The organism is Vibrio sp. 1151_11, from assembly GCF_029478525.1.
GTDB classification, from domain to species: domain Bacteria; phylum Pseudomonadota; class Gammaproteobacteria; order Enterobacterales; family Vibrionaceae; genus Vibrio; species Vibrio anguillarum.
In genome coordinates this window covers 49,519-75,864 of sequence record NZ_SHMN01000011.1, presented here as the reverse complement: position 1 = coordinate 75,864, position 26,346 = coordinate 49,519, and the positions used below count along the sequence as shown (strand labels likewise).

Sequence of the window (26,346 nt, the reverse complement as noted above, 5' to 3'; positions counted from 1 at the left end):
AGGCGATTTTGTAGGGTGGTTACCCCTAATTGGGTAATTAGTTTTTGAGAACTGATCTGAGTCAATTTTTTTCACACTCTGAAATATTATACTCAGTCCTGAAAGCAATTTACTAAGTCTGTCATTGTTTAAGCTGTTGAGAAAAAACAAAAACACAAAGCTGCAAACTTAATAAAGAGTTTTTAACATTTTTCTATTTTTAGGAGATCCATTATGCCTGTAACTAATTTAGCTGAACTTGATGCTCTAGTAGCGCGCGTTAAAGCGGCTCAAGCAGAATTCTCTACTTACTCTCAAGAGCAAGTAGATAAAATTTTCCGCGCAGCATCATTAGCAGCTAACCAAGCTCGTATCCCTCTAGCGCAACAAGCGGTAGCGGAATCAGGCATGGGTATTGTTGAGGATAAAGTAATCAAGAACCACTTTGCGTCTGAGTTCATCTACAACAAATACAAAGACGAAAAAACGTGTGGCATTCTTGAAGAAGATAAAAACCTAGGCACGATGACTATCGCTGAGCCTGTAGGCATCATCTGCGGTATCGTTCCAACCACTAACCCTACTTCTACTGCAATCTTCAAATCTCTCATCTCTTTGAAGACTCGTAACGGTATCATCTTCTCGCCACACCCACGTGCGAAAAATTCAACTAACGATGCAGCTAAACTCGTGTTAGATGCCGCAGTTGCAGCTGGCGCGCCAAAAGATATCATCGGCTGGATTGATCAACCTTCAGTTGAGCTATCTAACGCGCTAATGAAGCACGAAGGTATTGCACTTATCCTTGCAACAGGTGGTCCTGGCATGGTGAAAGCGGCTTACTCGTCAGGTAAACCAGCAATCGGTGTAGGTGCAGGTAACGTTCCAGTTGTAATCGACGAAACGGCAGACATCAAACGTGCAGTTGCTTCTGTTCTTATGTCTAAAACATTCGATAACGGTGTGGTATGTGCTTCTGAGCAAGCGGTTATCGTTATGGACGAAGTGTATGACGAAGTAAAAGAACGTTTCGCGAGCCATAAAGCGCATGTTTTAAGTAAAGCAGACGCAGACAAAGTACGTAAGGTACTGCTTATCGATGGCGCACTAAACGCGAAAATCGTAGGGCAACCAGCAACAGCTATCGCTGAAATGGCGGGTGTTAAAGTTCCAGCAGATACTAAAATCCTTGTCGGTGAAGGTATTGGCGAAGTTTCTTATGACGATGAATTCGCACATGAAAAACTTTCTCCAACACTTGGCATGTTCCGCGCGACTTCTTTCGAGAACGCGGTAGAACAAGCAGTAAGAATGGTAGAAATCGGCGGTATCGGCCACACTTCTGGTCTATACACTAACCAAGACGTTAATGCAGACCGTATCCGTTACTTTGGTGACAAAATGAAGACGGCGCGTATTCTTGTAAACATCCCAACCACTCATGGTGGTATTGGTGACCTTTACAACTTTAACGTTGCACCATCTCTAACGCTAGGTTGTGGTTCTTGGGGTGGTAACTCGATTTCTGAGAACGTAGGTCCTAAGCACCTAATCAACAAGAAAACTGTTGCGAAGCGAGCTGAAAACATGTTGTGGCATAAACTACCTAAGTCAATTTACTTCCGTCGTGGTAGCCTTCCAATCGCTATGAGCGATCTTGAAGGCAAAAAACGCGCATTCCTAGTTACTGACCGTTTCCTATTCAACAACGGTTATGCAGACGACGTAGTGACTCTGCTGAAGTCAAACGGTATGGAAGTTCAAACATTCTTTGATGTAGAAGCTGATCCAACTCTATCTGTCGTAGAGAAAGGCGCTGAAGCAATGAAGAGTTTCCAACCAGACGTGATTCTAGCACTTGGTGGTGGTTCACCAATGGATGCGGCGAAGATCATGTGGGTTATGTATGAGCACCCAGAAACTCACTTTGAAGAGCTTGCAATGCGCTTTATGGATATCCGTAAACGTATCTACAAGTTCCCTAAAATGGGTCAAAAAGCAGAATTGGTTTGTATCACGACTACTTCAGGTACAGGTTCAGAAGTTACACCATTTGCCGTTGTAACAGACGACAAAACAGGTGCTAAATACCCACTAGCGGATTATGAGCTAACACCTAACATGGCTATCGTTGATGCGAACCTTGTGATGAATATGCCTAAGTCTCTAACGGCATTTGGTGGTTACGATGCTGTGACTCACGCTCTTGAAGCCTATGTATCTGTTCTTGCGAACGAATACTCTGATGGTCAAGCTCTACAAGCACTTAAGATGCTGAAAGAGTACCTACCATCAAGCTACAAAAATGGCGCAGCAGACCCAATTGCTCGTGAAAAAGTGCACAATGCAGCGACTATCGCAGGTATTGCTTTTGCTAACGCGTTCTTAGGTGTATGTCACTCTATGGCGCACAAGATCGGTGCAGAGTTCCACATCCCGCACGGCCTTGCTAACGCATTGCTTATCTCTAACGTTGTGCGCTATAACGCGAATGATAACCCAACCAAACAAACTGCGTTCTCTCAATACGACCGTCCACAAGCACGCCGTCGTTACGCTGAAGTGGCTGACCACTTGGGCTTGAGCCAAGCGGGCGACCGTACTGCTCAGAAGATTGAACGTCTACTGACTTGGTTGGAAGAGCTGAAGAAAGATCTCGACATCCCGCTATCTATCCAAGCGGCTGGCGTGAATGAAGCGGATTTCCTCGCAAAAGTTGACGTGCTATCAGTTGAAGCGTTCGATGACCAATGTACTGGTGCAAACCCACGCTACCCACTGATTTCTGAGCTAAAAGAAGTGCTTATTGCTGCTTACTATGGTACAGCGTTTGTTGAAGGTGAAACTTTCGAAGGCACTACCGTCATCAAGAAGAAAGATGACCAAAAACCAGCAAAGAAAAAGTAAGCTGAGTTATTGAGAGATTTTCGCTAGCACGAAACGATCTCTATCGGGAAAAGATGAAGCCTCACCGTCTGGTGAGGCTTTTTTTTATCGAGCAACTTCATTATCAAAAGCGTGGGTGAGGTTGGAGCTATCCCCACATGACTAAAATAGCGGCAATTGCGATTAGAAAAAGCCCCAGTCCATCTTTAATTTTTACCGATTGTTTTAGCCAAAAAATAGAAATTAACATCGTAAAAAAGATCTCAATTTGGCCTAAAGTTTTTACATAAGGTACGGTTTGAAGAGACATTGCACTGAACCAACCAATAGAACCAAGACAGCTACTTGTGCTGGTTAATAGCGTCAGCTTAGGTCTTATCCATAATTGTTTTAATGAGTTGTTGTCGGTCACCATTAGGTAAATTAGCAGTAATAAAGTCTGCAGTGAAATGACCAACAATAATACCCAAGCAGCACTGTGTGGAAAGGGTAAGCCAAGTGCTAAACTGGCTTCACGTACCCACAATGAAGTGAGCGCAAAGGCACTACCACAACTTAATCCCAGTAAAACAGTTGGCATTGAAAGCTGCTTAACATTGCCGTGCGTGCTCATCAAAAATACACCAATGCCACCAACGATGACGCCAATCCAGCCCAAGCCTGTCAAATGAGTGCCAAAAAAAATCATCCCTAAAATAGCGGCAACTAAGGCTTCGCTTTTGGCTAGCCCAGCACCTACAGCATAGTTATTTAATTTAAAAAGCTTAACCATGAGCGCAGTCGCGACGATTTGCATCAATGACGCTCCGATAATGAAAGCGATAAAGGTCAATGACAATATAGGTAATTTCGCGGGTATGAAATGATACAAAGAGATGAGATAGAGAGCCGCGATAGGGCCAGCCCAAAGAAATCGCGCAAGGGTAACACCAGTAGTACTGACCTCAGTTGCTAAGCGACTTTGGAATGCATTGCGCCAAGATTGCATGAACGCGGCCAGAAGAGTGAATAAGATCCAAGTCATGGAAGTCCATTTTGAGTGACAAGAAAGAGGCCATGCTATGAGATGAAGAGATATTGGGCAAGCGGAATATAAAAAGGGCTGCGAATGCAGCCCTTTAATGGTATTTAAACTCGGTTCAGAGATTAATACTGTGGTTTAGTCATTGCCGCACCAGCTTGACTTTGCGCTGACTGGCTGCCTGCTGCACGAGTTGCAATTCGTTCAGCATGGAAAGGTGCTGATACGATTTCAATCTCTTTGAGCAACAAAGAGCCTGAGGCTTTGGTCATCGGAGAGAATGCATGCGCTTTGATTGTTTTAGGTAATACGGCTTCAGGTGCCTTAGTTACTGCTTCAACCTTCAATGCTGGTACTTTCTCTGTCGTGGCTTTTTCTTCGACAACGAGCTCAATAGCGGTAGTCTTTTCAATAACAACTTCTGCGATTACTGGCTCCGAAATAACGGCTTCTACAGTGACCGATTCTGTGACTGAAACCGATTCTGTTACCACTGCCGATGGTACTTGAGGTTCAATAGCGTCCTGCAAAGAGACCGTAACAGGTTCTTCAACGACGCTCTGGTTCTCTTCGTGGCGAATAATGACCTTACCCATTGCCATTTCAGGGAAAGCAAAACCACCTAACGTTATCTCGGTATTGTTATCTACGACATCTGCAATTTGTTGAACAGGTTCAACCGCTGCGACTTGCTCTGTTACCGGTGCTTGATACACAGGTTTAGAGAGGTCATAGCGAGGCATCACTTTACCCATTGCCATCTCAGGAGAGGCAACCCCACCTTTACGTAAACGGAATGGGTTAGGGCGACGATCACGACCACGGCGTCGACGTTGACCACTGGCTCGTAAATGACGAGGGGAGCGGCGATTGCGACGTTGATTTTGATCGTCATTCTCATTGTCGTCGTTTGGTGTAACAACCGATGGCTCAACAGATTGTGCTATTTCAGCTTTTACGGCTTCAATAACCTCTGCTGCCGGGGTTGTATTAATCAACATTTCAGCTTCTGGTTGTTCTTGAGCTATTGTCTGATCTTTTACACGAACTTGTTTGTTTAACTTACGGCGTTGACGGCGCTCTTTTACTTTTGCCGTTTTCTCTTCCGTTTTATCTTCATTCGCTGTCAAGGTAACGGCTTGCGCTTCAGCCGCAAGTTGTAGCCCTTGTTCCGCTAACTTTTCAGATTTGCTGTCATCACGCTTGTTGCGGCGCTCTTGTTTTGGCTTGCGAGCTTGTGTCTTACGAGGCTCGTTGGCGGCAACAGTTTCTTTATCTTGTGTTTCTTCAACAAGAGCAGAGGTATTGACAGGTTTACGTTTGTTTCTGTCACGGTTTGCGTTGTCGCGATTAACATTTTCACCGCGTCCGTTACGACGACGTTGGTCATTTCGATCACGACGCTGGCGTGGTGCTTGGCTACGTTCGTTTTCTTGTTTTTGTTGCTCTTCCTCAGTTTTCACCTCTTCCGTGGTGGTTGAGAAGATGCTACCAAGAGCTTTAACGATGCGGCCAAATAGACCTGGTTTGCCTGGTTCAACAGCGATCTCTTTGACTGGAACCGCTACCTCTGCTTTAGGTGTTGGAGCTGGAATAGTTTGTGCTGGAGCAGCAAACCCTTTCAACGCTGGTTCTTCAATGCGTTTTGGTTTGAAATCGATATCTGAGCTTTCTTTACCTTCTGCCTCTTTCAGCGCTTCTAGTTTCATTGGCACTAAGTAAGAGAGTATTTCTTGCTCTTCCCCTTCACGGACACGGATCACTTCAAAATGAGGCGTTTCCATTTCAGAGTTAGGGACAATCGTGATCTCGACTTCTTGAATGCGTTCAATATGATTGATTGAGCGACGTTTTTCATTGAGTAGATAAGATGCAATAGGAACGGGAACCACCGCCATAACTTGAGCGGTATTATCTTTTAGTGCTTCTTCTTCAATGAGACGTAAAACAGAGAGCGCAAGAGATTCATTATCACGAACCACTCCGGTACCAGAGCAGCGTGGGCAGATATGGTGACTTGCTTCGGCAAGTGATGGGCTCAAGCGCTGACGCGACATTTCTAACAAGCCAAAACGTGAAATACGGCCAATTTGTACGCGAGCACGATCTAGGCGTACGGCATCGCGTAAACGGTTTTCTACTTCACGTTGGTGACGAACAGGAGTCATATCGATGAAATCGATAACCACTAATCCGCCCAAATCGCGCAGACGTAATTGGCGAGCAATTTCATCGGCTGCTTCTAAGTTGGTGTTAAGCGCCGTCTCTTCAATATCGCCGCCTTTTGTTGCACGAGCAGAGTTGATATCAATTGAGGTCAATGCTTCGGTTGGGTCGATAACAATAGAGCCACCAGAAGGCAAACGCACTTCACGCTGGAAAGCTGATTCGATTTGGCTTTCAATTTGGTAATGGCTAAATAGGGGTACTTCACCGTCGTATTTTTTTACACGACTCACGAAATCAGGACGCACCAAACGAATGTGCTCAAGGGCACGTTCATAAATTGTGTTGCTATCAATTAGAATTTCACCAATGTCACGACGCAGATAATCACGAATTGCGCGTACAATGACGTTGCTCTCTTGGTGAATAAGTAGCGGTGCAGGACGCAAATCGGAAGCCTGTTTGATTGCGCTCCAGTGATTGAGCAAAACGTTTAAGTCCCACTCTAGCTCTTCCGCACTTTTGCCCACACCTGCAGTGCGAACGATAAGGCCCATGCCTTGAGGAAGCTCTAAACTGCTCAATGCGGTTTTTAATTCGGTACGCTCATCGCCTTCGATACGGCGTGAAATACCACCGGCACGAGGATTGTTTGGCATAAGAACTAGGTAGCTACCAGCAAGAGAAATGAAAGTGGTCAACGCAGCGCCTTTGCTGCCTCGTTCTTCCTTTTCAACTTGGACAATAACTTCTTGGCCTTCTTTAAGCGCTTCTTTGATGTTTGGACGGCCTTGGTAAGTGTAGCCATCAGGGAAGTATTCGCGGGCAATTTCTTTGAGAGGAAGGAAACCGTGACGTTCAGCGCCGTAATCAACAAATGCAGCTTCTAAACTCGGTTCAACACGGGTGATACGTCCTTTATAGATGTTCGCCTTTTTAGATTCATGCCCTGGACTTTCGATGTCTAGATCAAAAAGTCGTTGGCCATCAACCAGCGCGACACGCAACTCTTCTTTTTGAGTTGCGTTAATTAGCATTCTTTTCATTTAAAAATCTCGTTATCTTTCTTTAGTTTTGATTATTGGACTTGTTGCTGGGTTTCGTTTTCACGGTGCCAGATCCCATGACTAAAAGGTGCAGCCTCCCGGCTGGAGGGGATGCTCTAGGGCACTTCAGTTATCGCACGCACACGATTGCCTGCGATCCGCGTATTGGCGGAAAATACTCAACATGAAATGACGATGAGTAGAGCAACAAGATAGCTTCGCTCAATAGTGTCTTACGCCATGTGCAGCACATTGACGCTTAGCAGTCTACTCACTATTTTGCTCAAAAATGGACGGTAAAGAATAAAAAATCACCGAATCATTCATTGCAGCTGTGAACTATAGCAGTGACAGGTAAACACAGCAATCTGCTTTGTTATGAACAGGTCAAAAAAATGAGAATAGGTCTAAAAGTTAGATGGCTAATTTAATGTTTATCAAAGAGTTTTAGTTGTTAAAGTAAGAATTGTAATGGGTAATATTTAATTTTATCCACAGTCACATTTCAATTGGTGTAATTCTCGCCAATTTGCCATTAAACAGCAGATGAAAATATTCTTTTTTGTGGCGAAGAAAATGTGAATTTAAACAATTTACAGTGGTACAATGGCGCCCATGAGTGAAATTAGAACCCAAGTCCAGCTCATCGATATCGATGAAGATATGGCTGGTCAACGCATTGACAATTTTTTGCGTAACCAATTAAAAAACGTTCCCAAAAGTATGGTTTACCGAATCCTGCGCAAAGGAGAGGTTCGTGTAAATAAAAAACGCATCAAAGCAGAATATAAGTTATCGGCTGGTGATGTGGTGAGAATACCACCAGTGACTCTCGAACAGTCGGATCAAGAGAGCAACACACCCAATACCAAATTGAGTAAAGTCGCCGAGCTAGAACACTGCATTATTTTTGAGGATGAGCACTTACTTATTCTGAATAAACCTTCCGGTACGGCTGTTCACGGTGGGAGTGGTTTGAAATTTGGCGCAATTGAAGCGCTGCGGGCATTGCGCCCAGAAGCTCGCTTTTTGGAATTGGTGCACCGTATCGATCGCGATACGTCGGGCATTTTATTAGTGGCTAAAAAGCGCTCCGCACTGCGCCATCTCCAAGCCCAGTTTAGAGAAAAAACGATTCAAAAATATTACTTTGCTTTAGTTATGGGGCAATGGAAAAGCAGCTGTAAAGTCGTGAATGCGCCACTATTGAAAAATGAAGTGAACAGCATTGTGCGAGTCAATCCAAACGGTAAAGCATCGGAAACGCGCTTTAAGATCCTTGAACAGTTTGCACAAGCAACTTTGGTGCAAGCCAGTCCGATCACTGGCCGTACTCATCAGATCCGCGTTCATACTCAGTATACAGGGCACCCGATTGCGTGGGATGATCGTTATGGTGACCGCCGTTTTGACGCATATACCGCACAGTTTGGCATTGACCGATTATTCTTACACGCGGCCAATATTCGTTTTATTCACCCTTCGACAGAGGCGTTAATGGACATTAATGCACCACTCGATACTCAACTAGAGCAAGCATTAGTCAAATTGAGAAACGCTTAAGGCCAGCTTCTATTCGGTAACGAGTAGAAACATAGTAGAAACATAAAGTAATGGTCGAAGTCATGGTATAAAAGTGAGCGCGGATCAAGGCGCTCACTGTTAATCATTATCCTAAAACGGTAATGCCTTGAGACTCAAGCATTGAGACTAGCTTAATTAATGGTAGCCCAACCAAACTATTAGGGTCATCACCTTCTAAACGTTCAAAAAGTGCAATGCCTAGGCCCTCACACATAAAGCTGCCTGCGCACTGTAGTGGCTGTTCTTTTGCCACGTAAGCCGTCACCATCTCGCTAGATAAAGAGCGAAAATGAACCGTGAAGGGTTCTACGGTGACCATGCATTGACCAGAGACTGAGTTGTAAACCGCAAGCCCAGTATAAAAAGTGATGGCTTTTCCACTTTGTTTGAGTAACTGCTTAATGGCTTGTTCTTGAGTATGAGGTTTGCCAATAATCTCACCGTCAATCACGCAAACTTGATCAGAACCGATGACTAAACTGGGTTGGTTTGGATGGCAAGATCTTGCTTTCGTTTCTGCTAAACGAGTCACCAGATCTTGTGCGGACTCACTAGATAACGGAGTTTCGTCGCAATTAGGCGAGCAGGTAACAAAAGGTAGATCCAGCTTTTTAAGTAATTGCTGCCGAAACGGCGAAGTAGATGCTAAAACTAGTTGGTAATTTTGCATTTTGATTTAGAATTGCTGCGAATTTTACCGCAGCATATATCAATCAGACATGCTGTACATAATTCTCTCAGTGGAAAGGGGAAAAAACGAACTTTTTTGCCTTTTTCTTTGACTAAAACCGATTTGGAAGATAATATTCGCGCCCTATGCAAAAGGTAAAAATACCGCGATCGATTGATCCGGCTAAAGCGGCTCAAAAACGGCTTGATTGTGATGGTATCATCCAACTCAGTCTTTTTAAGCGTTTAGAAGAATCAGTCGCAGGCGTTAAACGCGACGCACAAGTCTCATTGTCATTTGGGCTTGATGAACAGCGACTAGTTGTTATCTCTGGTAAAGCTAACATCTCTGTCGATTTAGAGTGTCAACGCTGTAACAAGGTTTTCGCACATGAGTGCGAAGTCCAATTCAAGTATACTCCTTACTTGGGGAGTAAAACGGATGAAGACGCACCGGAAGAGTACGATTTGGTAGATCCGAATGAGTACGGTGAGATCGACCTTGTACAATTAGTTGAAGACGAGTTCATCATTAATTTGCCACAAGTAGCAATGCACGATAGAGCGGAATGTAGCGTTAATTCAGACAATTTAGTATTTGGTGAACTTCCAGAAGAACTAGCGGAAGAAAAGCCGAATCCATTTGATGTTTTAAAAAACTTAAAACGATAATTCGTTATAGGTTAAGACAAAGGAGTAGGGTCAATGGCCGTACAAAAGAGCAAAAAATCACGCGCACGTCGTGGCATGCGTCGTTCACATGATGCGCTAACTACATCTGCACTATCTGTAGATGCGACTTCAGGTGAAACTCACCTACGTCACAACATGACTGCTGACGGTTATTACCGTGGCAAAAAGGTTATCAGCAAGTAAGGTTGACCTTTGCAATATTTAACCGTTGCACTTGATGCAATGGGCGGGGATTTCGGTCCTCGCGTAACAGTGCCTGCCGCCGTGCAGGCACTGTCGCATTTCCCAGAGCTCAAAGTGATCCTCGTTGGTGATCAAGTTTTGATCACACATCAATTATCTCAATTAGGTTATGAACTTAATACTCGCTTGAGTATTTTGCACAGTGACCGCGTTATTTCTAACTCCGAAAAACCTTCTCTGGCCTTACGCAATAGTGCTGGAAGTTCAATGGGCATAGCAATTGACCTAGTTTCTGATAGCCGTGCTGATGCTTGTGTCAGTGGTGGTAATACAGGTGCGCTCATGGCGTTATCTCGTTTTCGTCTGAAATTGCTGCCCGGCATTGATCGTCCTGCATTAGTTTCAGCGTTGCCGACGGCTTCAGGTCAACGCACTTGGATGCTGGATTTGGGTGCGAACGTATCAAGTGATGCAGATTCTCTGTTTCAATTTGCTGTCATGGGGAGTGCGCTAGCCGAACAGCATTTAGGCCGCTCTGCAAAAGTTGCCATCCTTAATATTGGTGCGGAAGAGATTAAAGGGAATGATTTAGTGAAGCGTTGCGCTGAAATGTTGAATCAAACTCAGGCCGTCAACTATATCGGCTATATCGAAGGTAATCAGTTGTTGGATGATGTCGCTGATGTGATTGTTTGCGATGGTTTCGTCGGTAATGTTTGCCTGAAAGCATGTGAAGGCACAGCACAACTCTTTATTGATAAGTTAAAAAGCCAACTTTTGGGCTCATCCATAAAGGGTTGGATTGCACGAAAACTGTTTTCTTCATTATTTACTGAACTAAAAACATTGAACCCCGACCAGTATAACGGCGCAAGTTTGTTAGGATTGCGCGGCATTGTCATAAAAAGTCATGGAAGTGCTGATGTACTCGCCGTCGTGAATGCGATTTCCGAAGCGGTACACGAGGTCAAACGACAAGTCCCCAGCCGTATAAGCGATCGTTTGGAAGCGGTTTTACTCGAGAGGCATTATTAGTCTTCATGTATAGCAAAATTTTAGGTACTGGCAGCTACTTGCCATCTCAGGTGCGTACCAACGCAGATTTAGAGAAAATGGTAGAGACAAGCGATGAGTGGATTATTGCCCGTACGGGTATTCGTGAGCGCCGTATTTGCGCGGAGAATGAAACCGTTGCGGATATGGCTTTCTATGCAGCGCAAAATGCCATTCAAATGGCCGGCATTGATAAAAACGATATTGATCTGATTATTGTTGCCACAACCAGCAGTAGCCATGCATTTCCTTCGGCAGCATGTCAGGTACAAGGCAAGCTTGGCATCAAAGGATGTCCTGCTTTTGATTTAGCGGCGGCCTGTTCGGGTTTTGTCTATGGATTATCGATTGCAGATCAACACATTAAATCGGGTATGTGTAAAAACATTCTTGTCATTGGTGCTGATGCCTTGTCTAAAACTTGCGATCCAACGGACCGTTCGACGATCATTTTATTTGGTGATGGCGCAGGCGCTGTCATTATTGGCGCAAGTGAAGAGCCGGGCATTTTGTCGACTCATATCTATTCTGATGGTGAGTTTGGTGAGCTCTTGAGCTTGCCTGTTCCAGAGCGTGGTGGTGATGCGGATAAATGGCTCTATATGGCGGGTAATGAAGTCTTTAAAGTGGCGGTGACGCAACTCTCTAAGCTTGTTAAAGATACGCTTGCTGCCAATAACATGCACAAATCAGAATTAGATTGGTTAGTGCCTCATCAAGCTAACTATCGCATTATTTCCGCGACCGCGAAAAAACTATCGATGTCACTTGACCAAGTCGTAATAACGCTTGATCGCCATGGTAATACGTCTGCTGCTACCGTCCCAACCGCGCTCGATGAAGCCGTACGAGATGGTCGAATTCAACGTGGTCAAACGTTATTGCTTGAAGCCTTCGGTGGTGGTTTTACTTGGGGCTCGGCACTCGTTAAGTTTTAAGCGGATAGATTTTTATTTTAAGGGGTTGGTTCAACCTCTTGTTTTTACTTAAGGAAACAAACAATGAGCAAGTTTGCTATCGTATTTCCAGGTCAAGGCTCGCAATCAGTTGGTATGCTTGCGGAACTTGGTCAGCAGTATGATGTCATTCAACAGACATTTGCCGAAGCTTCTGAAGTGCTGGGTTATGATTTATGGGCATTGGTACAAAATGGCCCAGTAGAAGATCTTAACCAAACCTCTCGTACTCAACCGGCATTACTCGCTTCTTCTGTTGCCCTTTGGCGGTTATGGCAAAGCCTAGGTTTAGAGCAGCCAGCCTTGCTTGCTGGCCATAGCTTGGGTGAGTATTCCGCACTGGTGTGTGCAGGTGTAGTTGACTTTAAGCAAGCCATCAAATTAGTAGAGCTGCGTGGTCAGTTAATGCAAGAAGCCGTTCCGGCAGGCGTAGGCGCGATGTCGGCTATTATCGGTCTTGATGATGAGCTGATAGCAAAAGCGTGTGAAGAAGCTGCTCAAGGTGAAGTGGTTTCACCGGTTAACTTTAACTCGCCAGGTCAAGTTGTCATCGCAGGCAATAAAGATGCAGTTGAACGTGCGGGTCAGTTATGTAAAGAGGCCGGAGCAAAGCGTGCGCTGCCATTGCCAGTTTCTGTTCCTTCTCACTGTGCTTTAATGAAGCCAGCAGCAGACAAGTTAGCGGTTGCATTACAATCGATTGAATTTAATGCACCACAAATTCCGGTTATCAACAATGTGGATGTAATAGCAGAAATTGATCCGGCCAAAATTAAAGATGCGTTAGTTCGTCAACTATACAGCCCTGTTCGTTGGACGGAATGTGTACAGTTGATGAGTGAGCAAGGCATAGAAAAGCTGCTTGAAGTTGGCCCAGGCAAAGTTTTGACAGGCCTGACTAAGCGCATTATTAAATCGCTTGAATCAGCAGCAGTGAATGACATTGCTTCACTTGATGCCGTTAAGTAATCAAAGGAAAGAATAGATGATGAACCTAGAAGGCAAAATTGCTCTCGTGACTGGCGCAAGCCGTGGTATTGGCCGAGCGATCGCTGAATTATTAGTTGAACGCGGTGCAACAGTGATCGGCACGGCTACTAGCGAAAGCGGTGCAGCGGCAATCAGTGAATATCTTGGTAATAATGGTAAAGGCTTAGCGCTGAACGTGACGGATGTGGAATCTATCGCAGCGACGCTGAAAACCATCAATGACGAGTTTGGCGTGATCGATATTCTTGTGAATAACGCCGGGATTACTCGTGATAATCTATTAATGCGCATGAAAGATGATGAATGGTCAGATATTATTGATACCAATTTAACGTCTATCTTCCGCTTATCGAAAGCGGTGCTACGTGGCATGATGAAAAAGCGCAATGGTCGCATCATCAATGTGGGCTCTGTGGTCGGTACTATGGGTAACGCTGGTCAAACCAACTACGCAGCGGCAAAAGCGGGCGTAATTGGCTTTACTAAGTCTATGGCTCGCGAAGTTGCATCTCGTGGTGTGACGGTTAACACAGTTGCGCCAGGTTTTATCGAAACAGATATGACAAAAGCGCTGAATGATGACCAACGTACTGCTACACTAGCCCAAGTGCCAGCTGGCCGCTTAGGCGATCCACGCGAAATTGCGTCGGCAGTGGTATTTTTAGCTTCTCCAGAGGCTGCCTACATTACGGGTGAAACTTTGCACGTAAATGGCGGGATGTACATGGTATAAGTTGGTTTTTGAACGTTATTGATGAAATAAAGGCTTTGCTATTGTCAACAACGTGTAAAACTTGCTAACTATATGCGCAACATTTGTGCATGATTTAAGTCAAAAATGGTCTTAATTTCGGTTAAAATCGGTAAAATTGTGGTTTGACCAGCAATGACCCACTTGCAACTTTCCCTAGTTAGAATAAACTACGGAACCATCGCATTAGGCGAAATCTGTAAAGGAAAAGAAAACATGAGCAACATCGAAGAACGCGTAAAGAAAATCATTGTTGAACAGCTAGGTGTAGACGAAGCAGAAGTAAAGAATGAAGCTTCTTTCGTAGAAGATCTAGGTGCTGATTCTCTAGATACAGTTGAGCTAGTAATGGCTCTAGAAGAAGAATTCGATACTGAAATTCCAGATGAAGAAGCTGAGAAGATCACTACTGTTCAAGCTGCAATCGACTACGTAAACAGCGCTCAGTAATATCTCTCCCCAGGCGGCCCTCTGGCCGCCTGAGTTTTTCTAACTCTTCTATACCTCTCATAGAACTTTTCAACTCCGGAGAATATGATCGTGTCCAAGCGTCGTGTCGTTGTCACTGGCATGGGTATGTTGTCACCGGTAGGCAACACTGTAGAATCTTCTTGGAAAGCCCTGCTAGCTGGTCAAAGCGGTATCGTTAATATCGAACATTTTGATACCACCAATTTTTCAACTCGTTTTGCAGGTCTAGTCAAAGACTTTAACTGCGAAGAGTATATGTCTAAAAAAGATGCCCGTAAGATGGATCTCTTTATCCAGTACGGTATTGCGGCGGGTATCCAAGCACTTAATGATTCTGGTATCACAGTAACTCCAGAAAATGCCCCAAGAATCGGTGTTGCTATCGGCTCTGGTATTGGTGGTCTTGATTTAATTGAAACTGGCCATCATGCCTTGGTAGAAAAAGGCCCACGTAAAGTGAGCCCGTTCTTTGTACCCTCAACGATTGTCAACATGGTTTCAGGCAACTTGTCTATCATGCGTGGTCTTCGTGGTCCAAATATCGCTATTTCTACCGCATGCACAACAGGTTTACATAACATTGGCCATGCGGCACGTATGATTGCATACGGTGATGCCGATGCGATGGTGGCAGGTGGTGCAGAAAAAGCATCGACACCACTTGGCATGGCGGGTTTTGGCGCAGCAAAAGCATTGTCTACGCGTAATGATGAACCGCAAAAAGCGTCTCGTCCTTGGGACAAGGGCCGTGATGGCTTTGTTCTAGGCGATGGTGCGGGTGTTATGGTTCTTGAAGAATATGAACATGCTAAAGCACGCGGTGCGAAGATTTACGCTGAGTTAGTTGGCTTTGGTATGTCTGGTGATGCTTATCACATGACTTCACCAAGCGAAGACGGTTCAGGCGGTGCGTTAGCGATGGAAGCCGCGATGCGTGATGCGGGCGTAACAGGTACTCAAATCGGTTACGTCAACGCGCATGGTACTTCGACTCCAGCTGGTGATGTTGCGGAAATTAAAGGTGTTAAGCGCGCTTTAGGTGAAGAAGGTTCGAAACAAGTTCTTGTCTCTTCTACTAAATCGATGACTGGTCATTTGCTAGGCGCGGCTGGTTCTGTTGAAGCCATTATCACCGTTATGTCATTAGTTGACCAAATTGTTCCACCAACCATTAACCTTGATGATCCAGAAGAAGGTTTAGGCATTGATCTTGTTCCACACACTGCCCGCAAAGTGGAAGGTATGGAATATGCAATCTGTAACTCTTTTGGTTTTGGTGGTACAAACGGCTCGTTGATTTTCAAAAAAATCTAATGATTGTGGTTGTGACACTTGAGTTTGAACGGCTTGATGCTTAGCATTGAGCCGTTTCTTTTTGTGGGGTAAGCACGATGTTTTGGGTAAATGGACAACCTAGTGACACTCTATCTCTTACTGATCGCTCTTTTCAGTATGGGGATGGTTGCTTCACAACGATTCTCGTTTGCGCTGGTGAGCTTCAATATTGGGATATGCACGTTGAACGCATGGAATCTTGTTTGCGGTGTTTAGCTATTCCCGCCCCTGATTGGCGGCAAGTTGAACATTGGCTCTCAACGATCGTTCCTCGTACCGCAAAATCTGGTGTGAAAATTCATATTAGCCGCGGACAAGGTGGTCGGGGTTATAGCCCTGCTAACGTTGGCGATTCTCAAGTCACTATCAGTACCTTTGAGTATCCAGCCCATTATGGTCAGTGGATAGCCGATGGTATCGAGCTTGGTGTATGCCAACAGCGGATGGGACTCTCGCCATTATTGGCGGGTCACAAACATAACAATCGACTAGAACAAGTTTTATTGAAGTCAGAGATGGATGCAAAAGGGTACGCTGACGGCATCGCGCTAGACATCAATGAGCATGTCATAGAAACTACGGTTGCAAATATTTTTTGGGTGTCAGGGGATAGGTTATGTACGCCAAGCTTAGATAATGCAGGCGTAGCTGGGGTTATTCGCCGTGTATTATTGGCTGCGGCTACCGATCTCAAGGTTGAGGTGAGAGCATTCTCATTAGAAGAGTTATTGTCGGCAGATGAAGTATTTATTACTAACTCCTTATTAGGCGTTGCGCCTGTCACGGCAATTGCAAATACGATTTTCCCTATTGGTAAAATAACACGCTATTTTCAGGAGCGTTTTAACTCGTGATTAATCGAATCCTCGTTGTATTACTACTGATCATTATCGCCGTTGGAGCTGGATATTTCTACATTGAGCGACAGGTAGATGCTTATTTAGAACAGCCTCTATCGCTTCCTTCATCGCAAGTCGTGACCATAAAATCTGGTACAAGCCTTAATGGCGTATTAACGCTATTGAATGAGAAAAAATGGATAACGGATTTTTCGATGTACAAGTTAGTGCGACGTCTGCATCCTGAAATAACCAAAATTAAGGCGGGAACTTACCAAGTACAACCCGGAGATCGATTGATCGATCTCTTAAGTGACGTGATATCCGGTAAAGAGCATCAGTTCTCTATTACCTTTGTCGAAGGGAGCCGCTTTAATGAGTGGCGAGCTCTGCTTGCACAAACTGAAGGCGTGACAAACACGATAGCTGATTTGGCAGAAGCCGACATTGCCCAAAAATTAGGCATTGAGCAGCAAAAGCTTGAAGGATTGTTTCTAGCGGAGACTTATCATTTCCCTTTTGGAACGACCGATCTTGAGATCCTAAAAAGGGCCAATAGACGTCTTGAGAAAATACTCGATCAACATTGGGCCAATCGCCAGCCAAATCTGCCAATTAAAACGCCTTATGAAGCGTTGATTTTGGCGTCAATTATTGAAAAGGAAACGGCTATTGCTTCAGAGCGAGGGCGCATTGCCTCCGTTTTTGTCAATCGACTCAATAAACGGATGCGGCTACAGACTGATCCTACGGTCATTTACGGGCTTGGCGATGCCTATGATGGCAATCTTCGTAAAAAAGACTTAAGAACACCGACGCCATTTAATACTTATACTATTTTTGGTTTACCTCCTACGCCTATTGCGATGGCGGGGGAAGCCTCAATCAAAGCGGCATTAAACCCAGAGCAGAGTAATTATTTGTATTTTGTTGCCAGTGGCTCTGGTGGACACGTTTTTTCTAAAACATTGAATGAACATAATCGCGCTGTTCGCGCTTATTTAAAACAGTTAAGAACCCAGTCATGAATGCTAAATTTATTGTTGTAGAAGGTTTAGAAGGCGCAGGAAAAAGCACTGCTATTCAATCCATTAGAGAAACACTTATTGAGTTCGGCGTGACAAATATCACTCATACTCGTGAGCCGGGCGGGACTGTTTTAGCAGAAAAAATGCGCGCTTTAGTCAAAGAAGAGCATGACGGTGAAGTGCTTCAGGATATGACTGAGCTGCTATTAATGTACGCCGCTCGTGTTCAATTGGTTGAAAATGTGATTAAGCCTGCACTTGCGGCTGGTTCGTGGGTGGTTGGTGATCGCCATGATATGTCCTCTCAAGCCTACCAAGGTGGTGGGAGGCAAATTCCGCTAGAAACGATGCAAAACCTTAAAAAGGTAACGCTAGGTGATTTTAAGCCAGATTTTACTCTCTATTTGGACCTAGATCCGAGCATCGGTTTAGAAAGAGCCAGAGGTCGAGGTGAGCTTGATCGTATCGAAAAAATGGATATTGGTTTTTTTGAGCGCACGCGTGAACGTTACCTTGCCCTAGCTAAGGAAGATAAAAGCGTGGCTGTGATTAATGCTGAACAAACAATAGAAGCGGTGGCATTCTCTATCAAAGCAGCGTTAACCCAGTTTCTAGAAACCAATATGCTAGAGAGAAACTAGGGCTAAACATTGAGTAACAAATTAATGATAAATGATCTGTATCCTTGGTTAGCAGGCTATTGGCTTCAGTGGCAAACCAGCCTCAATAACCAGCAGTTCCCTGCGGCGAGCTTACTCGTTTCTCCCTCAGGGCTGGGCGCTGAACGGCTCATTGAGAAGTTGAGTGCAGCAGTGATGTGTTCGCATAGCCATTCAGAAGCGTGTGGGTTTTGTCATAGCTGCGAATTGATGAAGTCTGGTAGTCACCCTGATTTTCATCTGATCTCGCCTGAAAAAGAGGGGAAGGCGATTACCGTTGATCAAATTAGGCAATGCAATAAGTTGGCTCAAGAATCGGCGCAGCTTTCTGGTGCTCGCTTTATCGTTATTAATCCCGCCGATTCCATGAATGAATCAGCAGCGAATGCACTGCTCAAAACGTTAGAAGCTCCGGGGCGCAATTGTTTTTTCTTACTTGTCGCCTCTCGTATCAACCCATTACTCCCAACCATTATCAGTCGCTGTCAAAAAACGGTGCTGACACCACCGAGCAGTGAACAAGTCTCGCATTGGTTAAGTGAACAGACATCGCAACCTGTCCCTCCTTATGCGGCGCATTTAAATGGTTATTCACCACTAAATACGTTGGCGTTTATTCAATCGGGAGAGTTAGCAAAATATCAGGCTTTTGAGCAAAATATTGCTCATTGCTTAACCGATGCCAGTGCCGATATTTCCGCTTGTGTGAAGCAGATTAATGAGGTGCCTACCCAATATTTGGCTTGGTTGTGGACCATGTTGACCGATACGCAAAAGGTACAATTTGGCGTGGTTGAACAGCAGCAGCTTCCTATTAGCCTTCGATTAGCAAAACAGATCAGCTACCCAGTACTTTATCGCCAAACCAAGGCATTAACTCGTTTAATGGAAGAACTAAAGACGTTTAGTGGGCTCAATAGCGAGCTACTGATCAGCGATTGGCTATTTAACTTTAATGATGAGAAAACATGTTTGTAGATTCGCACTGCCACTTAGATAAACTTGATTACGATACGCTCCATATCGATGTTGCTGATGTAGTAGAAAAAGCTCGTCAAGCCAATGTTAAGCAATTGCTTTCTGTTGGCGTAACGCTGGATTCTTTTGAACCAATGTTAGAGCTTATTCAGCCCTTTGATAATGTTCATGCTTCTTGTGGTGTTCATCCACTTGACGTTGAAAGTCATTTTGAATTGACCCGCTTCCGTCAATACGCGAGTCATCCCAAAGTGGTGGCGATTGGCGAAACGGGGCTAGATTATCACTATCAACCGGAAACGGCTGAGTTACAGAAGTTACGGTTTTCACAGCACATTGAAACCGCCGTTGCCCTTAACAAACCTTTGATTATTCATACACGAAATGCCCGGGCTGATACTCTTGAAATGCTCCGTGATGGTGGGGCAGAAAGGTGCGGTGGTGTTATCCATTGTTTTACTGAAGATCTTGCCTTTGCACAAGCCGCTATGGAGCTTGGCTTTTATATTTCTATTTCAGGAATTGTCACGTTTAGACAAGCGACAGAATTGAAAGAAGTTGTGAAGGCGCTGCCCTTGGAACGCTTGCTGATTGAAACTGATTCCCCTTATCTTGCACCGGTTCCACACCGTGGTCAGCAAAATCAGCCAGCCTACGTTGTTGAGGTTGCTGCTTATATTGCACAGCTAAAAAATCTGTCATTAAAAGAAATTGAAGAAAAAACGACCGAAAATTACCAAAATCTTTTTTTGCGACGGAAAGTTGAATTGTCGTGAGAAATGCTTGTAAGACGGCGTTTTTTATCAAGTTAGCGTGATAATTAACAACTTATTACCTTGTTTACTTAATCTGTTGAAAAAATAAGCTTGAAAGTTAAAATTGTAATTTTGTTACTAAAAATAACAAGTGCGCTAATTTTATTCACTCTGTGAAATTAATGGTATTGTTAACAATGTCATTATAAAACATGGAGTTATATTAATTGATTGGCAGTGTTTACACCCTCCCGCATTGTGATCGGTCTATTGTTTTGAAACAAAATTTCGTTACTAACTAGAAAGTTTGAGTGGCATCAAGATATATTTAGAGGCGAAAAATATAATGCGATATGTGGTTACATTTTCATTGGGTGCTAACATTTAGGCTACGGGGGTGTGCCGTTAGAACCCAAACAATTCTAATAACTTAATCAGGAGCATAAACATGTTTAAAAACCTTTTTGCAAACCTGCAGAAAGTTGGTAAGGCTCTGATGCTTCCAGTATCAGTTTTACCAGTTGCGGGTATTTTGCTTGGTGTGGGTGCAGCGAACTTTAGCTGGCTACCAGAAGTTGTTTCACATTTAATGGAACAAGCTGGTGGTTCGGTTTTTGGTCAAATGGCACTACTCTTTGCAGTAGGTGTAGCATTAGGCTTCACGAATAACGATGGTGTTTCAGGCCTGTCAGCAATTGTTGGCTATGGCATCATGGTTGCGACGCTAAAAGTAATGGCAGTCGTAATGGGTGTTGATAACATCGAGACAGGCGTTCTTGGTGGTATCCTTGCAGGTGGTGTTGCTGCTTGGGCATTCAATCGTTTTTACAAAATTCAACTTCCTGAATATCTTGGCTTCTTCGCGGGTAAACGTGCAGTACCAATCATTACGGGTTTCCTTGCGATTGCTCTAGGTATTGTTTTATCTATCATTTGGCCTCCTGTAGGTTCAGCTATCGCAACATTCTCTGATTGGGCTGCTAACCAAAACCCAGTAACCGCATTTGGTATCTACGGTGTTGTTGAGCGTTCATTGATTCCATTTGGTCTTCACCACATCTGGAACGTGCCTTTCTTCTATGAAGCAGGTACATGTACCAACAATGCAGGTACGACCGTTCACGGTATCATGACTTGTTTCTTGACTGCTGATGATGCGTCTCGCGCTGCAGGTAACGGTTTCGGTCAACTAGCGGGTGGCTACCTATTCAAAATGTTCGGTCTTCCAGCTGCAGCAATTGCAATTGCACACAGTGCTAAACCAGAAAACCGTGCCAAAGTAATGGGTATCATGGCGTCAGCTGCATTGACTTCATTCCTAACGGGTATCACAGAACCTATTGAGTTCTCGTTCCTATTCATCGCTCCAGTACTTTATGTTGTTCATGCTTTGCTAGCTGGTCTTGCTTATGTATTGACTAACGCTCTAGGTGTTGTTCACGGTCACACGTTCTCGAACGGTTTCATTGACTTTGTTGTTCAATCTCCTCGTGCTGAAAACATGTTGCTATTGGTTGGTCTAGGTATTGCTTATGCAGTTCTATACTATGTCGTGTTTACTTTCGTTATCCGTACGATGAACCTGAAAACTCCAGGTCGTGAAGATGAATCTGAAGAAGCTTCTTCTGCTACAGGCAGTGAGTTAGCTGGTGAACTTGTTGCGGCCTTTGGTGGTAAAGAAAACATCACTAACCTAGATGCATGTATTACTCGTCTACGTGTTTCTGTTGCTAAAACAGAAGCAGTAAACCAAGAGAAATTGAAACAGCTTGGTGCTGCGGGTGTTGTTGTTGTATCGGGTGGCGTTCAAGCTATCTTTGGTACTAAGTCTGACAACCTTAAAACTGAAATGGATGAGTGGATCCGTAATCACGGTTAATTCATATCTTTTCATTCCCCTATAAAAAAGGAGGCGAAAGCCTCCTTTTCTTTTGCCGCTAACTCGTTCATCAGCCATCCCCTATTTTTATAAGTTGATCATTGCCATCTCATTTATTAGTGAGTTGTCCGCTTGCGGCGATAAGACGGATCTCACGCTTGGCTTGTTGACTTAACTCTCTTTATCTCAAACGATAATCAAGTAAGGGCTATTTCGCTCTATTCCTTTATTCACATCACTTGTTTAATTTTGCTGTGGTTTGGGTGGCATGAATAGGTTTGGCTTCAAGAGGCAGGTGTAGCGGTTGTCGACAGGCATAAAAAAAGCCGATGATGACATCGGCTTTTAGAATCAACAGGATTATTGTTTGTTCATGGCTTTTTTAATGCAGATGGCGGCGCCACCCCACGTAATGCCCAAACCAATAATCATCATAATAATTGCACTTGTCGTCATTAGTTGCACTCCTTGCGGCTTGTTGCATTGATTGTTACGCCTATAGCGAATAGTAACCCGATCATGACCCATCCTAGGGTGAGGTCATAACCACCGTAACCCTCTGTGAATAGAGCGTTCAGTTTTGTGGCGACAATAATGGCCAAAATCACAGGTGAGATAAAGCGCAGACAAATATCAAACCACACGCCAATATTGAAATCGGAAATGCTGTTCACGTATTTGCGTACGTCAGAAATCTTAAATAGCCATGCCATGAGCGTAAGTTCCACTAGACAGCTCGCCATAATACCCACGTTGTTTGCGAAGTGGTCGACAAGGTCGAGTAGCAACAGGCCACCGTTGGTCGCAAAGGCCATTGAAACCAAAAACCCTACGCTGATAACTACATTAGCGGCCTTTTTACGGCTCCATTTTAGCTTATCGATGACGGCTGAGGTGACGGCTTCAATGATTGATATGTGTGAGCTTAGGCCTGCAACAACAAGTGCAAAGAAGAATATTGGCCCAAGAATATAGGGCGCTGGCAATAGGTTGATAGCCGCTGGTAACGTAACGAATGCAAGCCCAACGCCCGCAGACACGACTTCTGTCAACGGTTTGCCTTGTTCATGAGCCATGTAGCCAAGAACAGAGAAAATCATAATCCCCGCCAGAATTGAGAAACCACAGTTGATCAATACTGTCATGAAGGCGTTATTCGTTATGTCTGATTTCTCAGGAAGGTAGCTGGAATATGCCAGCATGATGGCAAAACCAATACTTAGGGTGAAGAAAATCTGTCCATAAGCAGCAGCCCAAACCTTCACATCCCAGATCTTGTCAAAGTCAGGCTCAAACATGTAGTTCACACCATCTAATGCACCTGGTAGGAAAATCATGCGGCCAATCAAAAGCAGTACCATGATAAACAGTATTGGCATCATGATTTTTGAAGCGCGTTCGATTCCAGATTTCACTCCACCGACGATAGCAGCATAAGTAATGGCCCATGCAATCAGCATTGCAATGGCGATTTTCCATTGAATACTACCGAGATTGGTCGGTGAATTATCGCCTAGTGCTAAATAGTTGCTAAAGAAGAAAGCATTAGTATCGGTTCCCCAACTTTGTGTAAACGACATACCAAAGTAGGAAATAGCCCAGCCAATAACGGCCACATAATACACAGCAATAATAGCGGCAACCCCTACTTGGAACCAACCTAACCATTCAAATTTTGCGTGAATTTTAGCCAGAGTGGCTGGTGCTGAACCGCGATGCTTTTGACCCATGCTGAACTCTAGGATCATAAACGGTATACCCGCTGTGATCATGGCGAAAAGGTAAGGGATGAAGAATGCACCACCCCCATTCTCATAAGCCATATAAGGGAAACGCCATATGTTTCCAAGACCGATAGCCGAACCTACGGCAGCCAGAATGAACCCTGCACGGGATCCCCATTGTTCTCGCTTCATTGTTTACTCCTTTACGACTTCCCTGAGGTATGAAGCTTCTCTTCGGCTGCGGAGCCAGTGTTGGAGCGATGAATACTATCGGTACACTAAATAGACCGTGAATATTTGCGCCATCATCCATGAACTGGCAAAAAGTTAGTGTTATATGTTGTCAGCTTTCAGAGAACTCAGAATATTGTTCTTAATAGTTCGATGTGTGTTTGCTGTATCTGAAATAATCAGCTACGCATGGGTTCGAGACTACAGACTAATCTAAGTTAAGGCAATAGATTGTAAATGTTATTCTCTGGTTTTTTGATGGTGTATTAGTTGTTAATTAATTAGGATCTAGGTGGAATGAACGTCATTTTTTAATAAGAATGGAATTTATAACTTCGTTGTCTAAAAAATATAAATGATAAAACTATTTTTTGTCGAAGAGTGTATGACTGAAAAACATACACTCACTAGTGAATCACACCACAATTTTATCTTGGTTTAAAAACGAACTGTTAGGCCGATATTAGCCGAAAATTGATTGATCCAATCAGATTTAAAACGAATCACGCACGTTTCTGAAGAGGGCAGTGTGCAGGTTGCTGAAGTTTCGTTGTCAACAGAGGTACCTAACCAACGCACTTGGCTATTCAGCGCAATGTTATCGGTAAAGGCATACTCAAAACCCCCAAACAAGCTTGAAGAAAAACCATATTTATCTTTAGCCCAGTCAACATCCGTATAAGAACCACCGATACCTAGGCCTATATAAGCGGTCAATTGTTGGCTTGTTGGATAATAAATGCTGCTTTGAAAGTGGAGGTAATGGATGTTGGCATCCGCGTTAATGGTTTCAACAGCGGTGTTTTGAGTGGCATAAAACAGACCAATTCGACCTTTTTCGTAATCAGTTTCTATAGCGAGGCCATAACCAGAGGAAGCTTTTAAATCATAGTCATTGCCAGCTTTATCCACGACCTCTCCCCCAAGCGTATACCCAAAAAAGGGAGAGACGATGACTTGCGCTTGTGCATAGTGAGCAGATAAAGCTCCGATGATAAGAATGATTTTATTGTATTGATGCATAATTATTAACCTAAGCCACTTTTTAACGATTAGGTTATTGTGATGGTAACTCCATAATTGTGCACGAAAAACCACCGATTCTTGAAGATACTTCACACTGATGTTATTACTTTGTTATCTGATAGGAGGTGGCTATGGAACTTGATCTAAAATATGCATTAGTGATTACTGCAACGGTCTTTACTATTCTCGTCGGTTTTGGTTTGATCGCTATCAGCCATTAATCAACGAGGGTTCTGCTGATGAACACTAGTGGAACTATCTCTGATAAAGAGACGAGAGCGGATTTAGATCGGCTCTCAAAGTACATTGGAGGAAAAAATGCATTGGTTGCCCAAGGTGGTGGCCAAAGAGGTATTTTTACCGCAGGTGTGTTAGATGCGTTCCTTCTTTCCAATTTTGACCCCTTTGATGAATTTTATGGCACCTCTGCAGGTGCATTGAATTTGTGCGCTTACCTATGCCGTCAGCATGGGTTAGGCAAGGCTTTTATTTTAGAACTCACCACGGATGCTAATTTTTTTAATCTATTTAGCTACGTTCGGCGTAAGCAGTTCATGAACTTGGATTGGGCTTTAGATCGCATATCGGAATTTCCTTATCGGTTGGATGTCGATATGGGAGCCCAAGTCCTTGCGAAAAGAAAAGCTTATGCTGCTGTTACCTCAGCACACTCACTCCACGACCATTATTTCCCGATATTAGAAAGTAACTGGCGAGAGGTGTTGATTGCCACCTGTGCGATTCCCCGCTTATATCCGCATGAAGTCAAGCTGGGTGATGACCTATATATTGATGGTGGAGTATCGGCATCAATTCCAGTTCAGGAGGCATGGCGTAGAGGTGCCCGTTTTGTTGCGGTAATCCGCACTGAATGCCCTGATGCCGACGCGGTAGAGAGTGGGTTACCGATGAAGCCGTTGCCTTCTGCTAAGCCTTACAACGAGGCTCATTGGCTACATGAACCTTTGCAAAATATTCAAGGTCAGTGGCGACAAAAATTGTCTTACTGGAAGCAAGAGTGGAGTGGTCTTCTCCATCAACAAATAGAACGTTCTAAGCTACAAAAACGTGAGCAAATGAATTTGGAGCTACTCAATGGTGGACGCTGGTTATTTGGCGCTGATGATATTTATCGCTTGAGTCATTTAATTGGTGACAAGTTTGATTCGGGGTTAGCGGATATGTTAATGGTGCATTACCAAACTTATTCTCTTACTCAAGAATTTTTGCGTGCGCCGCCGGATGATGTTTACATCCTACAGATTGTGCCCAGCGAACCATTGAGGTCAAGATCTCTCTTAAGCAGTCAAGAAGATCTGCTTTATGATTATGAGCTGGGACTGACGGCGGGTTATCGCTTTATCGACCAATTTAACCAAGCGCAGTCGGCATATCAGTCCCGTATTGCATCATCGGATTATTTTCCCCGCGACCATTAAGTCAA

24 protein-coding genes are annotated in these 26,346 nt (G+C 44.1%); 18 read left to right on the top strand and 6 right to left on the bottom strand.

Annotated elements, in window-relative coordinates; genetic code table 11:
* Positions 1 to 213 precede the first annotated feature (213 nt).
* Positions 214 to 2,886: a bifunctional acetaldehyde-CoA/alcohol dehydrogenase gene (gene adhE / locus EXZ60_RS10055; RefSeq protein ID WP_277435649.1), complete on the top strand. Its 2,673-nt coding sequence runs from the start codon at positions 214 to 216 to the stop codon at positions 2,884 to 2,886.
* Positions 2,887 to 3,013: 127 nt separating this feature from the next.
* On the opposite strand, the gene EXZ60_RS10050 is transcribed toward adhE, so the two are convergent.
* Together EXZ60_RS10050 and rne are read right to left on the bottom strand one after the other, a co-directional pair.
* Positions 3,014 to 3,889 (bottom strand): DMT family transporter, encoded by an 876-nt coding sequence (locus tag EXZ60_RS10050; RefSeq protein ID WP_277435648.1) that lies wholly within the window; start codon positions 3,887 to 3,889, stop codon positions 3,014 to 3,016.
* 122 nt (positions 3,890 to 4,011) lie between these two features.
* A complete protein-coding gene (rne, locus tag EXZ60_RS10045) occupies positions 4,012 to 7,098 on the bottom strand; it encodes a ribonuclease E (RefSeq protein WP_277435647.1) in 3,087 nt (1,028 codons plus the stop codon).
* Between the two features lie 615 nt (positions 7,099 to 7,713).
* Here rne and rluC point away from each other — a divergent pair.
* Entirely contained in the window at positions 7,714 to 8,661 is a 948-nt protein-coding gene (gene rluC / locus EXZ60_RS10040; protein ID WP_029189776.1) for a 23S rRNA pseudouridine(955/2504/2580) synthase RluC, read from the top strand.
* Between the two features lie 106 nt (positions 8,662 to 8,767).
* Here rluC and EXZ60_RS10035 read toward each other — a convergent pair whose 3' ends face one another.
* Positions 8,768 to 9,352, bottom strand: coding sequence for a nucleoside triphosphate pyrophosphatase (locus EXZ60_RS10035; RefSeq protein WP_088732725.1), 585 nt, complete (start codon positions 9,350 to 9,352; stop codon positions 8,768 to 8,770).
* Between the two features lie 146 nt (positions 9,353 to 9,498).
* On the opposite strand from EXZ60_RS10035, the gene yceD reads away from it, so the two are divergent.
* The 14 genes from yceD (at position 9,499) to ptsG (ending at position 21,921) form a co-directional block, all read left to right on the top strand.
* On the top strand, positions 9,499 to 10,023 hold the full coding sequence (yceD, locus tag EXZ60_RS10030) for a 23S rRNA accumulation protein YceD (RefSeq protein ID WP_010319120.1): 525 nt from the start codon (positions 9,499 to 9,501) through the stop codon (positions 10,021 to 10,023).
* A 33-nt stretch (positions 10,024 to 10,056) separates the two neighbouring features.
* The gene (rpmF, locus tag EXZ60_RS10025; protein ID WP_010319119.1) at positions 10,057 to 10,227 is read left to right on the top strand and encodes a 50S ribosomal protein L32; all 171 of its coding nucleotides are present in this window, start codon (positions 10,057 to 10,059) and stop codon (positions 10,225 to 10,227) included.
* Positions 10,228 to 10,236: 9 nt separating this feature from the next.
* Positions 10,237 to 11,262, top strand: coding sequence for a phosphate acyltransferase PlsX (plsX, locus tag EXZ60_RS10020; protein ID WP_017042562.1), 1,026 nt, complete (start codon positions 10,237 to 10,239; stop codon positions 11,260 to 11,262).
* A gap of 5 nt (positions 11,263 to 11,267) precedes the next feature.
* Positions 11,268 to 12,218 carry a beta-ketoacyl-ACP synthase III gene (locus EXZ60_RS10015; RefSeq protein WP_010319117.1) on the top strand — a complete coding sequence of 317 codons (951 nt, stop codon included), beginning with the start codon at positions 11,268 to 11,270 and terminating at the stop codon, positions 12,216 to 12,218.
* 63 nt (positions 12,219 to 12,281) lie between these two features.
* A complete protein-coding gene (gene fabD / locus EXZ60_RS10010) occupies positions 12,282 to 13,205 on the top strand; it encodes an ACP S-malonyltransferase (RefSeq protein WP_013856404.1) in 924 nt (307 codons plus the stop codon).
* Positions 13,206 to 13,224: 19 nt separating this feature from the next.
* The gene (fabG, locus tag EXZ60_RS10005) at positions 13,225 to 13,959 is read left to right on the top strand and encodes a 3-oxoacyl-ACP reductase FabG (protein WP_026027249.1); all 735 of its coding nucleotides are present in this window, start codon (positions 13,225 to 13,227) and stop codon (positions 13,957 to 13,959) included.
* Positions 13,960 to 14,193: 234 nt separating this feature from the next.
* Positions 14,194 to 14,427: an acyl carrier protein gene (acpP, locus tag EXZ60_RS10000; protein WP_014204679.1), complete on the top strand. Its 234-nt coding sequence runs from the start codon at positions 14,194 to 14,196 to the stop codon at positions 14,425 to 14,427.
* A 90-nt stretch (positions 14,428 to 14,517) separates the two neighbouring features.
* A complete protein-coding gene (gene fabF / locus EXZ60_RS09995; RefSeq protein WP_026028275.1) occupies positions 14,518 to 15,762 on the top strand; it encodes a beta-ketoacyl-ACP synthase II in 1,245 nt (414 codons plus the stop codon).
* A 77-nt stretch (positions 15,763 to 15,839) separates the two neighbouring features.
* Positions 15,840 to 16,637, top strand: a complete 798-nt coding sequence (gene pabC / locus EXZ60_RS09990; protein ID WP_170888710.1) for an aminodeoxychorismate lyase — start codon at positions 15,840 to 15,842, stop codon at positions 16,635 to 16,637.
* The gene (mltG, locus tag EXZ60_RS09985) at positions 16,634 to 17,650 is read left to right on the top strand and encodes an endolytic transglycosylase MltG (RefSeq protein ID WP_017049103.1); all 1,017 of its coding nucleotides are present in this window, start codon (positions 16,634 to 16,636) and stop codon (positions 17,648 to 17,650) included. Before pabC ends, mltG begins: the two co-directional genes overlap by 4 nt.
* Positions 17,647 to 18,291, top strand: coding sequence for a dTMP kinase (gene tmk / locus EXZ60_RS09980; RefSeq protein WP_013856410.1), 645 nt, complete (start codon positions 17,647 to 17,649; stop codon positions 18,289 to 18,291). Before mltG ends, tmk begins: the two co-directional genes overlap by 4 nt.
* 9 nt (positions 18,292 to 18,300) lie before the next feature.
* Positions 18,301 to 19,287 (top strand): DNA polymerase III subunit delta', encoded by a 987-nt coding sequence (gene holB / locus EXZ60_RS09975; RefSeq protein ID WP_277435646.1) that lies wholly within the window; start codon positions 18,301 to 18,303, stop codon positions 19,285 to 19,287.
* Positions 19,278 to 20,063, top strand: a complete 786-nt coding sequence (locus tag EXZ60_RS09970) for a YchF/TatD family DNA exonuclease (protein WP_064625714.1) — start codon at positions 19,278 to 19,280, stop codon at positions 20,061 to 20,063. The genes holB and EXZ60_RS09970 overlap by 10 nt, the downstream gene beginning before the upstream one ends.
* Positions 20,064 to 20,490: 427 nt before the next feature.
* On the top strand, positions 20,491 to 21,921 hold the full coding sequence (ptsG, locus tag EXZ60_RS09965) for a PTS glucose transporter subunit IIBC (protein WP_013856413.1): 1,431 nt from the start codon (positions 20,491 to 20,493) through the stop codon (positions 21,919 to 21,921).
* Between the two features lie 360 nt (positions 21,922 to 22,281).
* Here ptsG and EXZ60_RS09960 read toward each other — a convergent pair whose 3' ends face one another.
* The 3 genes from EXZ60_RS09960 to EXZ60_RS09950 form a co-directional block, all read right to left on the bottom strand.
* Complete coding sequence (locus EXZ60_RS09960) at positions 22,282 to 22,377, bottom strand: MetS family NSS transporter small subunit (RefSeq protein ID WP_010319106.1); 96 nt, start codon at positions 22,375 to 22,377, stop codon at positions 22,282 to 22,284.
* Positions 22,377 to 23,837, bottom strand: a complete 1,461-nt coding sequence (locus EXZ60_RS09955; protein ID WP_017045264.1) for a sodium-dependent transporter — start codon at positions 23,835 to 23,837, stop codon at positions 22,377 to 22,379. Before EXZ60_RS09955 ends, EXZ60_RS09960 begins: the two co-directional genes overlap by 1 nt.
* 477 nt (positions 23,838 to 24,314) lie before the next feature.
* On the bottom strand, positions 24,315 to 24,899 hold the full coding sequence (locus EXZ60_RS09950; RefSeq protein ID WP_277435645.1) for an outer membrane beta-barrel protein: 585 nt from the start codon (positions 24,897 to 24,899) through the stop codon (positions 24,315 to 24,317).
* 134 nt (positions 24,900 to 25,033) lie between these two features.
* On the opposite strand from EXZ60_RS09950, the gene EXZ60_RS09945 reads away from it, so the two are divergent.
* Both EXZ60_RS09945 and EXZ60_RS09940 read left to right on the top strand, forming a co-directional pair.
* Positions 25,034 to 25,123, top strand: coding sequence for a YnhF family membrane protein (locus tag EXZ60_RS09945; protein WP_094123948.1), 90 nt, complete (start codon positions 25,034 to 25,036; stop codon positions 25,121 to 25,123).
* Positions 25,124 to 25,141: 18 nt separating this feature from the next.
* Complete coding sequence (locus tag EXZ60_RS09940) at positions 25,142 to 26,341, top strand: patatin-like phospholipase family protein (RefSeq protein WP_170898665.1); 1,200 nt, start codon at positions 25,142 to 25,144, stop codon at positions 26,339 to 26,341.
* Positions 26,342 to 26,346 lie beyond the last annotated feature (5 nt).

What these genes read in the sequence shown, in the direction of transcription:
- rne (WP_277435647.1), bottom strand. Translation starts at nt 7,098, where the DNA reads ATGAAAAGAATGCTAATTAACGCAACTCAAAAAGAAGAGTTGCGTGTC.
- EXZ60_RS09950 (WP_277435645.1), bottom strand. Translation starts at nt 24,899, where the DNA reads ATGCATCAATACAATAAAATCATTCTTATCATCGGAGCTTTATCTGCT.
- EXZ60_RS09940 (WP_170898665.1), top strand. Translation starts at nt 25,142, where the DNA reads ATGAACACTAGTGGAACTATCTCTGATAAAGAGACGAGAGCGGATTTA.
- EXZ60_RS10015 (WP_010319117.1), top strand. Translation starts at nt 11,268, where the DNA reads ATGTATAGCAAAATTTTAGGTACTGGCAGCTACTTGCCATCTCAGGTG.
- ptsG (WP_013856413.1), top strand. Translation starts at nt 20,491, where the DNA reads ATGTTTAAAAACCTTTTTGCAAACCTGCAGAAAGTTGGTAAGGCTCTG.
- EXZ60_RS09945 (WP_094123948.1), top strand. Translation starts at nt 25,034, where the DNA reads ATGGAACTTGATCTAAAATATGCATTAGTGATTACTGCAACGGTCTTT.
- EXZ60_RS09970 (WP_064625714.1), top strand. Translation starts at nt 19,278, where the DNA reads ATGTTTGTAGATTCGCACTGCCACTTAGATAAACTTGATTACGATACG.
- fabG (WP_026027249.1), top strand. Translation starts at nt 13,225, where the DNA reads ATGAACCTAGAAGGCAAAATTGCTCTCGTGACTGGCGCAAGCCGTGGT.
- pabC (WP_170888710.1), top strand. Translation starts at nt 15,840, where the DNA reads ATGTTTTGGGTAAATGGACAACCTAGTGACACTCTATCTCTTACTGAT.
- EXZ60_RS09960 (WP_010319106.1), bottom strand. Translation starts at nt 22,377, where the DNA reads ATGACGACAAGTGCAATTATTATGATGATTATTGGTTTGGGCATTACG.
- acpP (WP_014204679.1), top strand. Translation starts at nt 14,194, where the DNA reads ATGAGCAACATCGAAGAACGCGTAAAGAAAATCATTGTTGAACAGCTA.
- tmk (WP_013856410.1), top strand. Translation starts at nt 17,647, where the DNA reads ATGAATGCTAAATTTATTGTTGTAGAAGGTTTAGAAGGCGCAGGAAAA.
- EXZ60_RS10050 (WP_277435648.1), bottom strand. Translation starts at nt 3,889, where the DNA reads ATGACTTGGATCTTATTCACTCTTCTGGCCGCGTTCATGCAATCTTGG.
- EXZ60_RS09955 (WP_017045264.1), bottom strand. Translation starts at nt 23,837, where the DNA reads ATGAAGCGAGAACAATGGGGATCCCGTGCAGGGTTCATTCTGGCTGCC.
- EXZ60_RS10035 (WP_088732725.1), bottom strand. Translation starts at nt 9,352, where the DNA reads ATGCAAAATTACCAACTAGTTTTAGCATCTACTTCGCCGTTTCGGCAG.
- yceD (WP_010319120.1), top strand. Translation starts at nt 9,499, where the DNA reads ATGCAAAAGGTAAAAATACCGCGATCGATTGATCCGGCTAAAGCGGCT.
- rluC (WP_029189776.1), top strand. Translation starts at nt 7,714, where the DNA reads ATGAGTGAAATTAGAACCCAAGTCCAGCTCATCGATATCGATGAAGAT.
- fabD (WP_013856404.1), top strand. Translation starts at nt 12,282, where the DNA reads ATGAGCAAGTTTGCTATCGTATTTCCAGGTCAAGGCTCGCAATCAGTT.
- rpmF (WP_010319119.1), top strand. Translation starts at nt 10,057, where the DNA reads ATGGCCGTACAAAAGAGCAAAAAATCACGCGCACGTCGTGGCATGCGT.
- adhE (WP_277435649.1), top strand. Translation starts at nt 214, where the DNA reads ATGCCTGTAACTAATTTAGCTGAACTTGATGCTCTAGTAGCGCGCGTT.